This window comes from Amycolatopsis sp. NPDC051061, from assembly GCF_040682935.1.
In the GTDB taxonomy this organism is placed as follows: Bacteria; Actinomycetota; Actinomycetes; order Mycobacteriales; family Pseudonocardiaceae; genus Amycolatopsis.
Genome location: NZ_JBFBBZ010000015.1, coordinates 108,547 through 120,504 on the forward strand (window position 1 = coordinate 108,547; position 11,958 = coordinate 120,504).

General features: G+C 73.1%; 13 protein-coding genes. 8 read left to right on the forward strand and 5 right to left on the reverse strand.

Annotated features, from left to right (window positions below):
- Positions 1-30 precede the first annotated feature (30 nt).
- Positions 31-729 carry a helix-turn-helix transcriptional regulator gene (locus AB0N03_RS21810; RefSeq protein ID WP_364374788.1) on the reverse strand — a complete coding sequence of 233 codons (699 nt, stop codon included), beginning with the start codon at positions 727-729 and terminating at the stop codon, positions 31-33.
- A gap of 90 nt (positions 730-819) precedes the next feature.
- On the opposite strand from AB0N03_RS21810, the gene AB0N03_RS21815 reads away from it, so the two are divergent.
- Positions 820-2,001 (forward strand): MFS transporter, encoded by a 1,182-nt coding sequence (locus AB0N03_RS21815; RefSeq protein ID WP_364374513.1) that lies wholly within the window; start codon positions 820-822, stop codon positions 1,999-2,001.
- Between the two features lie 41 nt (positions 2,002-2,042).
- Positions 2,043-3,002: a pyridoxal-phosphate dependent enzyme gene (locus tag AB0N03_RS21820; protein ID WP_364374516.1), complete on the forward strand. Its 960-nt coding sequence runs from the start codon at positions 2,043-2,045 to the stop codon at positions 3,000-3,002.
- Here the strand turns inward: AB0N03_RS21820 and AB0N03_RS21825 are convergent.
- Entirely contained in the window at positions 2,991-3,494 is a 504-nt protein-coding gene (locus tag AB0N03_RS21825; RefSeq protein WP_364374519.1) for a hypothetical protein, read from the reverse strand. The two genes, AB0N03_RS21820 and AB0N03_RS21825, sit on opposite strands and share 12 nt — an antisense overlap.
- Positions 3,495-3,599: 105 nt before the next feature.
- On the opposite strand from AB0N03_RS21825, the gene AB0N03_RS21830 reads away from it, so the two are divergent.
- The 6 genes from AB0N03_RS21830 to AB0N03_RS21855 are packed head-to-tail and all read left to right on the forward strand — an operon-like array spanning position 3,600 to position 8,877.
- On the forward strand, positions 3,600-4,244 hold the full coding sequence (locus tag AB0N03_RS21830) for a helix-turn-helix transcriptional regulator (RefSeq protein ID WP_364374522.1): 645 nt from the start codon (positions 3,600-3,602) through the stop codon (positions 4,242-4,244).
- A 37-nt stretch (positions 4,245-4,281) separates the two neighbouring features.
- Complete coding sequence (locus AB0N03_RS21835) at positions 4,282-5,427, forward strand: FAD-dependent oxidoreductase (RefSeq protein ID WP_364374525.1); 1,146 nt, start codon at positions 4,282-4,284, stop codon at positions 5,425-5,427.
- The gene (locus tag AB0N03_RS21840) at positions 5,427-5,678 is read left to right on the forward strand and encodes a (2Fe-2S)-binding protein (RefSeq protein WP_364374791.1); all 252 of its coding nucleotides are present in this window, start codon (positions 5,427-5,429) and stop codon (positions 5,676-5,678) included. The genes AB0N03_RS21835 and AB0N03_RS21840 overlap by 1 nt, the downstream gene beginning before the upstream one ends.
- Positions 5,675-6,967 carry an NAD(P)/FAD-dependent oxidoreductase gene (locus AB0N03_RS21845; RefSeq protein WP_364374528.1) on the forward strand — a complete coding sequence of 431 codons (1,293 nt, stop codon included), beginning with the start codon at positions 5,675-5,677 and terminating at the stop codon, positions 6,965-6,967. The genes AB0N03_RS21840 and AB0N03_RS21845 overlap by 4 nt, the downstream gene beginning before the upstream one ends.
- Positions 6,964-7,875, forward strand: coding sequence for a dihydrodipicolinate synthase family protein (locus AB0N03_RS21850; RefSeq protein ID WP_364374531.1), 912 nt, complete (start codon positions 6,964-6,966; stop codon positions 7,873-7,875). Before AB0N03_RS21845 ends, AB0N03_RS21850 begins: the two co-directional genes overlap by 4 nt.
- A complete protein-coding gene (locus AB0N03_RS21855) occupies positions 7,876-8,877 on the forward strand; it encodes a proline racemase family protein (RefSeq protein WP_364374534.1) in 1,002 nt (333 codons plus the stop codon).
- A 151-nt stretch (positions 8,878-9,028) separates the two neighbouring features.
- Here AB0N03_RS21855 and AB0N03_RS21860 read toward each other — a convergent pair whose 3' ends face one another.
- From AB0N03_RS21860 to AB0N03_RS21870, 3 genes are all read right to left on the reverse strand, one after another.
- Positions 9,029-9,355, reverse strand: coding sequence for a darcynin family protein (locus tag AB0N03_RS21860; RefSeq protein WP_364374794.1), 327 nt, complete (start codon positions 9,353-9,355; stop codon positions 9,029-9,031).
- A gap of 20 nt (positions 9,356-9,375) precedes the next feature.
- Entirely contained in the window at positions 9,376-10,266 is an 891-nt protein-coding gene (locus AB0N03_RS21865) for an NAD-dependent epimerase/dehydratase family protein (protein ID WP_364374537.1), read from the reverse strand.
- A 94-nt stretch (positions 10,267-10,360) separates the two neighbouring features.
- Positions 10,361-11,941 carry a cellulose binding domain-containing protein gene (locus AB0N03_RS21870; RefSeq protein ID WP_364374540.1) on the reverse strand — a complete coding sequence of 527 codons (1,581 nt, stop codon included), beginning with the start codon at positions 11,939-11,941 and terminating at the stop codon, positions 10,361-10,363.
- Positions 11,942-11,958 lie beyond the last annotated feature (17 nt).

The following is an 11,958-nucleotide window of genomic DNA, read 5'->3' on the forward strand; positions in this document are numbered from 1 at the left end:
TGGCTGCGGAAATACGGCCCGGTCTCTTGATCAGAAGCCGGGCACCAGCGCGCCCAGCCGCCGGCTGCCGCGCGGGGTGATGGTCAGCTCGCGGTCCCCGCCGCCGCGCCGGACCAAGCCGGCCGCGAGGAGCGCGTCCAGCACCTCGTGGCCGAGAACGCCGCCGAGGTGCGGGACGCGGTTGGTCCGGTCCAGGCACGCGGTCGCGAGCCGGCGGCGGCCGGGGTGCACCGTGGCCGGGTCGACGCCGAGGTCGTGGAACGCCGAGACGTCGCCGCCGAGGGTCAGGTCGGCCGCCGAGCCGTCGGGGGGCCGCAGCGCGCCGCGGTCGACGAGCATCGCGAACACCGCGACCCCGAGCCGGCCGGCGGTGTGGTCGTAGCACGTGTGCGCGATGTCCACAGTGGACTCCGTCGGCCGCGGCGGGGTGACGGAGTCGTTGCCGCCGTAGCGGGCCAGCGCGGTGAGCACCGGCAGGAGGTCGTCGCGGCCGACGCGGTAGAGCGCGTGGCGCCCGGCGTGCTCGACCGTCACCAGCCCGGCGGCCCGCAGCCGCGCCAGGTGGTTGCCCAGCCGCGGCGCGGTGACGCCCAGCGCGTCGGCCAGCTGCACCATGGTGTGCGGGCCTTCCGCGGCCAGGAGCTGCAGCGCGGTGAGCCGCACCGGGTCGGCCAGCTCCCGCGTCAGCCCGACGATCGCGCCCTGGACGGCGTTTCCGGGTTCGACCATTCCGCTCACGGCGCGAGTTTAGCACCCTTCACGCCTTGCTGAATGATGAGTGTCGTGCTTACCATTCAGGTTCTCGTGAAGGGTGAGTGCATGAGAAGTCTTTTGTGGGGCCGCGGGGTGTCCGCGCTCGGCGACGGCCTGTGGTTCACGATCTGGGCGCTGTACTTCACCCGGATTCTCGGGCTGCCCCCGGTGACGGTGGGTGCGGGGATGGCGGTGGCGAGCGCCGTCGGCATGGCCGCGGCGGTGCCGCTGGGCGCGTTCGCGGACCGCGCCGGCGCCCGGGCGGTGCTGGTCGTGGTGACGCTGGTGCGCGCCGCGGCGATGGCCGCCTACCTGGCGGTGGACGGGACCTGGTCGTTCCTGGCCGTGACGGTGCCGTTCACCGCGCTGGCCACCGGCGGGACCGCGGTCCGGACGGCACTGGTCACCGGGCTGGTCGCCGACCCGGCGCGCCGGATGCGCGTGCTGGCGCAGCAGCGGGTCGCGCAGCACGTCGGGTACGCGGCCGGCGCCGGTCTCGGGGCGCTCGTGCTGACGGCCGACGCGCCATGGGCGTACACCTGGGCCATCGCGGGCAACGTGGTGAGCTTCCTGGTCTTGGCGGGCACGACGCTGCTGGTGCCCGAGCCCGCCGCGGTCCCCTCGCGGCGATCCGGCGCCCGGGCGGTGCTGCGCGACCGGCCGTACCTGTGCGTCGCCGGGGTCACCGCGGTGCTGTCCCTGTGCTGGGGGATGTTGTCGACCGGGCTGCCGCTGTGGCTGTCCGGCTCGACGCGGCTGCCGCTGGGGCTGGGCGGGCTCGTGGTCGTGCTCAGCTCGGTGGGCATCGCGGTGTTCCAGGTGCCGTTCGCCCGGTTCGGGCGCACCGCGACCCGGGCGGCGCGGACCGCGGTGGTGTCCGGCGTGGTGCTCGCGGCGAGCTGCCTGCTGCTGGCGACGACGTCCGGCGGCGCGGGAGCGGGCGCGGTGACGGTGGTGGTGCTCGCCGCGGTGCTGCACGTCGTGGGCGAGCTGAGTTACGTCGCCGCGAATTGGGGCTTGTCGGTGCGGCTCATGCGCGAAGAGGCGAAGGGGGCTTATCAAGGGGCGAGCGAAGCGGCCACGGCGACGGTCCAGATGGTCGGCCCGGCGGTGTTCACCCTCGCGGTCGGCGGCCTGGGTGCGCTGGGGTGGGTGCTGGTCGCGGCGGTGTTCCTGGTCGCGGTCGCGCCCCTCCCGCGGCTGACCCGCTGGGCGGTCGAGACCCGCGAACCGGCGCTCGCGGGCTGACGCGCCCGGCGAACCCCGCACGGTGACTATGCTCCGGAACCGTGCCGGAAACGCGCCTCGACCTCGACCGGATCCGGGCCGCCCGCCGGGTGATCGACCCGGTCTTCCTCGACAGCCCGCTCTACCGCTGCGAACCCCTGGACCGCGAGCTCGGCTGCCGGGTGAGCATCAAGCTCGAGACCGCGAACCCCGTCCGCAGCTTCAAAGGCCGCGGCACCGAACTCGTCGTGACCGGTCTCGCCGAGCGCGGCGAACGGGCCGCCGTGTGCGCCAGCGCCGGCAACCTCGGCCAGGCCCTCGCCCTGTCCGGACGAGCGCGCGGGATCGACGTCACCGTCGTCGCGTCGCGGTTCGCGCCCGCGGCCAAGCTCGAGCGCATCCGGGCGCTCGGCGCCGAACTGGAGCTGGTGGACGGCGACTTCGAGCTGGCTCGCGAGCGGGCAGCGGCCCTCGCGAAGGAGCGGGACGTGCGGCTGGTCGAGGACAGCCTGGACGTCGAGACCTGCGAAGGCGCGGCGACGATCGGCCTGGAGCTGGCGGACGCCGGACCGTTCGACGCGGTCCTCATCGCGCTCGGCGGCGGGGCGCTGGCCACCGGGGTCGGTCACGTCATGCGGAGCCTCGCCCCCGGGACGTCGGTGCGCACCGTCCAGCCGGCGGGCGCACCGGCGATGACCTTGTCCTGGCGCGAGCGGCGCGTCGTCACGACGGACTCGGCCGACACGATCGCCGACGGCGTCGCGGGCCGGTTCCCCATCCCGGAGGCCCTCGGCGACCTCCTCGTCGTCGCCGACGACGCGGTCCTGGTGCGAGAGGCGTCGATCATCGCGGGGATGCGGTTGTTCCTGGAGCACGCGGGCCTGGTGGTGGAGCCGTCGGCGGCCCTCGGCCTCGCGGCGATCCTCGAGGACCGTGCTCGTTTCGCGGGGCTCGACGTGGTCACCATCGTGTGCGGCAGCAACGTCGACCTGCCGGCTTACCGGCGGTGGCTAGGCCTTTGAACCGGCCAGCAGGCCCTTCTCGCGCATGGCCGCCCGGAACACTTCGGTCTGCGAGGCGTCGAGGGCGTTCGCCGGGAACGCCACCTTGCCCTCGGACTCGATCTTCAGGACCCAGAACCCCCGGACCAGCGCGACGCTCTTGAACGTCGTCCACAGCAGGGTCATCGTCCGCCCGGGCGCTTCGGCCGCGTACTCGGCGTCGGTCAGGACGAGCCGGGTCGTCCCCGGCTCGGCGTAGGCCCGCAACCGCCGGTTGATCCGCCGCGCCTGGATGACCGGCCAGCCGAGGCCCAGCAGGAGGACCACGCCGCCGACGGCGAGCCCGACCGGGTCCGGCGCCGAGTCCCGGAGAGCTTCGGCCAGCGCCAGCACGCCGAGCACCACGTAGATCCCGGCGGGCAGCCACCGGGCCACCGGGGCGCTCGGGTGACAGGCGCGAAACGACTGCTTCGCCATTTCGGGCGTGAAGACGAACGAAAACGAGATGTCCACGACGGTTCCCCCAGGGTGGTGATCGGGCGCGCTGATTCTGGCACGGCGTCCGCCGTGGCATCATGACCCTGCCCCGATCGGCAAACCGAACGGAGACCGGGCTCGATGGACGCTTTACCGAACGGCGGGACCCCCGTGGCCGAAGACGGCGGCCCGTCGATCCGGGACATGCTCGCCGTCAACCTGCGGGCCGCGCGGGCGGCGCGGGGTCTGTCGCTGTCCGAGCTTTCGCGGCGGTCCGGGATCGGCAAGGCGACTCTCTCGCAGCTGGAAGCCGGCACCGGCAACCCGACCATCGAGACCGTCTTCAGCCTCTCGCGCGCCCTCGAGGTCGCCATCTCCGACCTGCTCGACCACCGGCCCCGCGGCGGGCTGACCGTGGTGCGCGCGGCCGACGTCGAAGTGCTCCGCGGCGAGGGCATCGACCTGCGGCCATTGCGCCGGATCGAGGCCGAGAACAGCGTTTTCGAGGTCTATGACCAGGTCGTCCGCGGCGACGCGCCGCAGCGGTCGCAGGGACACGTCGGGGTCGAGCACACCGTCGTCCAGACCGGCGGACTGCGCGTCGGGGTCGGCGGGCGGACCGTCGACCTCGGACCCGGGGACTACGTCGCCTTCGACGCCCGCGAGCCGCACAGCTACACCGCGCTCGAGGCCCCGGTGCACTCGGTGCTGTTGCTGCAGTACCGAGCCGACGAACGGCTCGAGGGCCGGCCCCACCCGTTGACACCTTCGGCCTCGGAGACTTAACCTCCGATCGTTCGCTTTACCGAACACCGGAGGGTCGATGAACCGAACGCGGGCGGTGGTGATCGGGGCCGGTGTCGTCGGGGCGGCGTGCGCCCGGGAGCTGAGCCTCGCCGGGTTCGACGTCCTGGTCGTCGACCGTGGCCGACCCGCGGGCGGCACCACTTCGCACGGCGAAGGCAACCTCCTCGTCTCGGACAAGGGGCCGGGCGCCGAGCTCCGGCTCGCGCAGCTTTCGGCCCGGCTCTGGCCGGAGATCGCGGCCGAACTCGGCGACGCCTGCGAGTTCGACCCGAAGGGCGGCATCGTCGTGGCCACCACGGAAGCCGGCGCCCGCGCGCTCACGGCGTTCGCCGCCGAGCAGGTCGCGGCCGGGGTGCGTACGGAGCCGCTGTCCACAGTGGACCTCGCGACGGCCGAACCCGCGTTGACCCGCGAAGTGACCGCCGCGGTCCGCTACCCGGAGGACGCGCAGGTCCAGCCGGCGGGTGCGACCCTCGCCCTGCTCGGCTCCGCCCTCGCGCACGGCGCCCGCCTGCGTACCGACACCGAGGTCACCGGCGCCGTCGTCCGAGGCGGCCGGATCAGCGGGGTTCGCGTGCCCGGCGAGGTCCTCGACGCCGACATCGTCGTGAACGCGGCGGGCCCGTGGGCCGGCGAGGTCTCGGCGCGCCTGGGCGCCCCGATCGCGGTCCGGCCCCGGCGCGGGGAAGTGCTGGTGACCACGCCGATGCCCGGCGTGGTGCGGCACAAGGTCTACGACGCCGACTACGTCGGGGCGGTCGGCTCCGGTGACGGCGAGCTGCAGACGTCCGCCGTCGTGGAGTCGACTTGGGGCGGCACGATCCTGATCGGCTCGTCACGCCGCCGCGTCGGCTTCGACGACGCGATTGTGCCGGACGTGCTGAGCGCCATCGCGGTCAAGGCGCTGCGGCTGTTCCCGTCGCTGGCCGACGCGGCGGTGATGCGGGCCTACGGCGGCTTCCGGCCCTACGTGGACGATCACCTCCCGGTCCTGGGCGAGGACCCGAGGTTGGGAAACCTTTGGCACGCAACGGGACACGAAGGCGCGGGCATCGGCCTGAGCGTCGGCACGGCGAGGCTCCTGCGCGAACTGCTGACCGGGGCGTCGCCGTCGATGCCGGTGGACGAGTTCACGGTCGACCGGCCGGCGGTGGTGGCGTGATCGAGATCAGCGTCGACGGCGAGCCGGTGCCGGGCATCGCAGGACAGACCGTGGCCGGGGTGCTCCTGGCCGCGGGGCGGTTGTCGTGGCGCACCAGCAGGTCCGGGGCGCCACGCGGCGTGTTCTGCGGGATCGGCGCGTGCTTCGACTGCTTGGTGACCGTGAACGGGGTGCCCGACGTCCGCGCTTGCCGCCGTCGCGCCGCCGACGGCGACGAGATCCGGACCCAGTCCCGGCAGGAGGACGCATGAGGTGGGTCGTGATCGTCGGTGCCGGGCCCGCCGGGCTCGCGGCGGGCGAGCACGCGCTGCGGGCCGGAGCGCGAGTGACCGTGCTGGACCAGTCGGACGCTCCGGGCGGGCAGTACCACCGGACGCTGTACGGAGCGCAAGCCGGCTTCGAGAGTCTGTTGAGCCGGTGCGAATGGTGGCCGGAAAGCACGGTGTGGGCGCTGGAAGCCACCGGCGCCCGCCTTCGCATCCACGTTCTGCGCGGCCCGGCCGACGGCTCCGGCCGGGAACGGCACACCCTCGAGCCCGACGCCCTGATCCTCGCCACCGGCGCGCACGACCGCACCCTGCCCTTCCCCGGCTGGCAGCTGCCCGGCGTCTTCACCGCGGGCGCCGCGCAGGCGCTGGCCAAGGGGGAGCGGGTCGCCGTCGGACGGCGGGTGCTCGTCGCCGGGGCCGGGCCGTTCCTGCTGCCGGTCGCCGAGTCGCTGCTGAGAGTCGGAGCCGACGTCGTCGCCGTCCTCGAAGCCAACCCCGCCGCGACCGTCCTCAAAGGATGGCGAGCCGGGGTGCGCAAAACCGGCGAACTCGCCCGCTACGCCGCCACGTTCGTCCGCCATCGCGTCCCGTACCACCTGGGCCGCGCGGTCGTCGAATCCCGCGGGGACGACCGGGTCCGCGAGGTCGTCACCGCCCGGGTCCGCGCGGACTGGTCGGTCGTGCCCGGCACCGAACGGACCTACGAGGTCGACGCCGTCTGCGTCGGACACGGCTTCACGCCGCAACCCGAACTGGCCGTCGCCGCCGGGTGCGTCCTCGACGGCGGGTTCGTGGGAGTCGATTCAGCTCAGCGCACCAGCGTGAGCGCCGTGTTCGCCGCCGGGGAGATCACCGGGATCGGCGGTGCCGACGCCGCACGAGCGGAGGGCGCGGTCGCCGGACGCGTCGCCGCCGGCGGCACGCCGAGCCGTGACCTGCTGCGTGAGCGCGACCGCACCCGCGCGTTCGCACGCCGGTTGAAGACCGCCCACCCGATCGGCGCCGCCTGGCCCGGCTGGCTGCGCGACGACACGATCGTCTGCCGCTGCGAGGAAACCTCGTACAAGGAACTGAAAACCGCCGCCGCGGACCCGGCGACGCCAGGACCGCACGCTCTCAAGCTCGGCACCCGCGCCGGGCTCGGCCCGTGCCAGGGCCGGATCTGCGGGCCCACCGTCGCCGAACTGTGCGGCGGCGCCGAACGCCACCACCGTCCGATCGCCCAGCCGATCCGCCTGGGCGAACTCGCCGACCCGAAGGAGACCCCATGAGCACCCGCGACCTCGGCGGCGTGGTCGTCGCCGCCGCGTTGCCGTACAAAACCGACGACTCCGCCCCCGCGGGGCTGGCCGTCGACTACGACGCCTACGCCGAACACTGCCGCTGGCTCGTCGAGAACGGCTGCCGTGGTGTCGGCCCGAACGGCTCCCTCGGCGAGTACTCCTCGCTCACCGACGACGAACGCCGCCGAGTCGCCCGCACCGCGATCGAAGCTGTCGGCGAAGCCGGGATCGTCGTCGTCGGCGTCCACGGACCCGGCGCCCACCAGGCGAAGTACTGGGCGGAGGTGGCGGCCGAAGACGGCGCGCACGGCGTCCTCTGCCTCCCGCCGACGCTCTACCGCGCCAACCGCGGCGAGGTGCTCGCCCACTTCGAGGCGGTGGCTTCGGTCGGCCTGCCGGTGATGGTCTACAACAACCCCTTCGACACCAAGGTCGACCTCACGCCCGACCTCCTGGCCGAGATCGCGCAGATCGACAACATCGTCGCCGTCAAGGAGTTCTCCGGCGACGTCCGGCGCGTGCTGGAGATCCGCGAACGCGCCCCCGAGCTGGCCGTCATCAGCGGCGCGGACGACGTCGTCCTGGAAAGCCTGCTGATGGGCGCGACCGGCTGGTTCGCCGGGTTCCCGAACGTCTTCCCGGCCGAGTCGGCGCGCTTGTTCGAGCTGGCCACGGCGGGCAAGCTCGACGAAGCCCGCGCGCTGTACGAGCCGCTGGTGGCCGCGTTCCGCTGGGACTCGCGCACCGAGTTCGTCCAGGCCATCAAGCTGGGCATGGACCTGGTCGGCCGGTACGGCGGACCGTGCCGGCCGCCGCGAGGCCCGTTGTCGGACGGCCAGTGCGAGCAGGTCCGCGCGGACATGGGCCGCGCGCTGGCCTCGCTGGGGGTGGCGTAGGTGCGGTCGTCACGCGCGATCACGGCGGTCGACTCCCACACCGAGGGCATGCCGACGCGGGTGGTGACCGGCGGCGTCGGCACGATCCCCGGCGCCACCATGGCCGAGCGCCGCCGGTACTTCATGGAGCACCTCGACCACCTCCGGCAGTTCCTGATGCACGAGCCGCGCGGGCACTCGGCGATGAGCGGCGCGATCCTGCAGCCGCCGTGCCGGGACGACGCCGACTGGGGAGTCGTCTACATCGAGGTGTCGGGGTGCCTGCCGATGTGCGGCCACGGCACCATCGGCGTCGCGACGGTGCTGGTGGAGACCGGCATGGTCGAGGTGACCGAGCCGACGACCGTGGTGCGCCTGGACACCCCGGCCGGGCTCGTGCACGCGGAAGTCACCGTCCGCGAGGGGCGTGCCGAACGGGTCAAACTCCGCAACGTCGCGTCGTTCCTCGCCGAGCGCGACGCCGTCGTGGACGTGCCCGGCCTCGGCGAGGTGCGCTACGACCTGGCGTACGGCGGGAACTTCTACGCCATCCTCGAACTGTCCCAAGTGGACATCCCGTTCGAACGGTCCGAAAAGGACCGGATCCTGGGCGCGGGCTTGGCGATCATGGGGGCGATCAACGAGCAGCGCCCGCCGAAGCACCCGGCCGACCCGCTGATCGGCGGCTGCAAGCACGTCCAGTTCCTCGCCCCGGGCTCGGACGCGCGGGCGTCGCGGAACGCGATGGCCATCCACCCGGGCTGGTTCGACCGCTCGCCCTGCGGCACGGGCACGTCCGCCCGGATGGCCCAGCTGCACGCGCTCGGCGAGCTGCCGCTGCACACGCCGTTCGAGAACAGTTCGTTCATCGGGACGACGTTCACGGGCGAGCTGGTGGCGGAGACGGAGGTGGGAGGGGTGCCGGCGGTGATCCCCGAGTTTTCGGGCCGGGCGTGGATCACCGGCACGGCCACCTACCTCCTCGACCCGGACGACCCCTTCCCGGCCGGGTTCGTGCTCTGACCCGGATCACGCGCGCCCGGAGGGTCGGCTCGCGTGCCTGGAGGGTCGGCTCGCGTGCCTGGAGGGTCGACACGGCGAACTGCCGGCCGGATGTCGTGTCGACCCTTCGATCACGCGTGTCGACCTCCCTGTCACGCGCGTACTCCCGGACTTACGTGGTGATGCCGGCGACCGCCTCGAAGCCGTAGTTGTTCGCGTAGCCGTTCTCGACGCCGACCAGGATCTCGGCGACCTCGAACCAGCGGTCCCAGAACGGCGTCTCGCGCAGGGCGTCGACCAGGCGCTGGTATGCCTCGTGGTCGACGGCCTCCCACACCCACACGTCGGTCACGCGCGCCGAGTAGAACTCGGTGTCGTAGAACCGCGATCGGACGCCTTTCGCCTTCTCCTCGACCGCGGGGACGACCTCGGTGCGAAACGCCTCGATCCGCTGCTCGACCGTCAGGGCCAGCCATTCCGGCGTCGTCTTCACCAGCATGAACGCCGTTACGGTCGGGGTCACGCGTACGCACCCGCTTCGATGTCCTCGACCAGCGTCGGCCCGGACGGTGTCCAGCCGAGCAGCTCGCGGGTGCGCGCGCTCGACGCGGACATGTCCAGGCCGAAGAACCGGCCGATGAACCCGAAGTGCTCGACGGCGTCCTCCGGCGCCACCGACACCACCGGCACGTGGAGCGCGCGCCCGACCGCTTCGGCGATTTCGCGCGTCGTCACCGCTTCCTCCGCGACGGCGTGCAGCCGGGCTCCGGCGGGTGCTCCTTCGAGGGCGAGCCGGACGAGCCGGGCCGCGGCCGGGCGGTGGACCGCGGACCACGCCGCGGCGCCGTCGCCGAGGTACGCGGACACGCCGTGCCGGCGGGCCGCCGCCACGATGGACGCCAGGAAACCGTGGTCGCCGACGCCGTGCACCGACGGCGCGAAGCGGACGCTGACCACCCGGACGCCCTTGTCCACGTACTCGAGCGCGAGGTTTTCGCCGCCGCCGCGCATCGAGTCCGGCCCGACCGCCGGGGACACGTCGGTCTCGGCCGCGGGCCGGCCCCGGACCAGGCCCGCGAGCGCGCCGGCCAGCACGAACGGCCGGTCGGTCCCGGTGAGCGCGCCCGCCATCGTCTCGATCGCCGCGCGCTCGGTCCGGTTGTTCTCCGCGGGGTCGGCCCAGTCGTGCTTGTTGCCCAGGTGGACGACCGCGTGGGCGTCGATCGCGCCGTCGCGCAGGCCGTCGAGGTCGTCGAGGTCGCCGCGACGGACCCGGGCGTCCGCCTTGGCGAGCGTGAGGGCCGCGGCCTCCGAGCGGGCGAGGCCGGTGACCTCGTGCCCGGCGCCGAGCAGTTCGCCGACGACCGCCGTGCCGATCCACCCCGTCGCTCCGGTGACGAACACGTGCATGGTGCTGCTCCTTCTTCGGGATACTCGTTACGAGTACGAAGCTAGGAGCCGCGGTGCTGTTCGCGCCACGCAACTTTGGCAACCAACCATTGCGTCAAGCGCAAGTCACGGTCGTCCCGGTGCCCGTTCCGGTGCCCTGGTAGCCGAACTCCACCGACTGGCCGGGGGACAGAGCGCCGTTGAAGCCCACGTTCGTGAACCGGACCGCGCCGGTGTCGCTGCTGCGCCCGGCGTTCCACGCGGATGTGATCGTCGCTCCCGCGGGCAGGGCCGCGGCGACGGTCCAGCCGGTGATCGCGGCGGCTCCGGCCGTGACGCGGATCGTCGTGACGAAGCCGCCCGTCCACTGGTTCACCGACACCGCGGCCGTGCAGGTGCCACCCGGCGGCGGTGTGGTCGGCGTGGTCGGCGTCGTCGGGGAGGTGGTGGGCGGGGTGCTGCCCGGCCCGTCGGTGAGGACCGGCGTCGGCCAGTCGCGCCACTCGGCCAGGTTTCCGGCCTTCTTGGCCGAGATCCGGAAGGTGCCCGCCGCGCTGCCCGTCTTCAGCAGGAACTTCTGGATGTTCTGCTGCACCGGCGTCCGCCACTCGGGCCGCGACGCGCAGTGCGTGCCGTCCTGGACGTCGGACCAGTAGCTGATGTTTTCGCCCGCGCCGAGCGCCTTGTAGACCTCCGCACCGGCCAGCGCCGCGACGCTGCCGGAGCGCGCGCCGAGCCAGTCGATGTGCGGGTTCTCCATGACGAACAGCCCGCGCGGCGCGACCATCGCGACCAGTTCGTGGGTGTCCACCGGCAGCGCGGCCGGATTGCCGGTGTACGCGCTGAAGGCGTCGCCGAACCACGGCTGCTCACCGTAGGCGTTGCTCAGCGGCTGCGAGCCGCTTTCGCCGGGGATCCCGCGCAGGATCGGAACGCCGGCCGTGCCCGACTCGATCGGCATGGTGAGGGCGATGCGCTGGTCGAGCGCGCCGATCGCGAACGCGCTCTTCCCGTACCGCGAACACCCGGTGACGCCGAGCGCGTCCGCCTTGAGGACCCCGCCGCCGGACTGCTCGACGACGTCGATGATCCGGCTCACGCCCCACGCCCACGCGGCCAGCAGCCCGGTGCTGCTGGACGAGGCGTAGATGCTGTAGAACGCGCCCTGCTTGTTGTTCCGTGGCGTGCCTTCCTTGCCCACGGCGAGCGGGTCGTACGTGATGACGGCGGCGCCGGACGCTTTGATCGTCGCGGTGTCCGCGCCGAATCCGCCGACCACGACCACGGCCGGGAAAGGACCGGGGCCGCTCGGCAGTTCGACGCCCGCGGAGAAACTCGCGCTGCGGCCGTTTTCACTCACGTTCACCGTGATTCCGGTGTTCGACACGGTTCCCGTGACACTGGCCGGTTTCGCGTGCTTCTCGCCGTAGACCGTGCGCTCCGCGAGCTTCTTGATCTCTTCCCGCCGGCACCGCCAGCCGGACTTGGCGGTGATGCGCGTGCCGTCGATCTTCTGGAAGGGATCGGGAAGTTTCGGGGTACTGGGCCACGAGGCGGGCACGGAGACGGGGCAGTCGGCGCCGTCGTCCTCGACCGCCGCGGCGGCGCCGGAGGCGACCGTGACCACGCCGCCGAGGGTGATCACGGTCGCGGCCAGCAGCACGAGGGCAGCACGGATCCGGGTGTTCGCACGCACCGGGTTCTCCCTTCCGG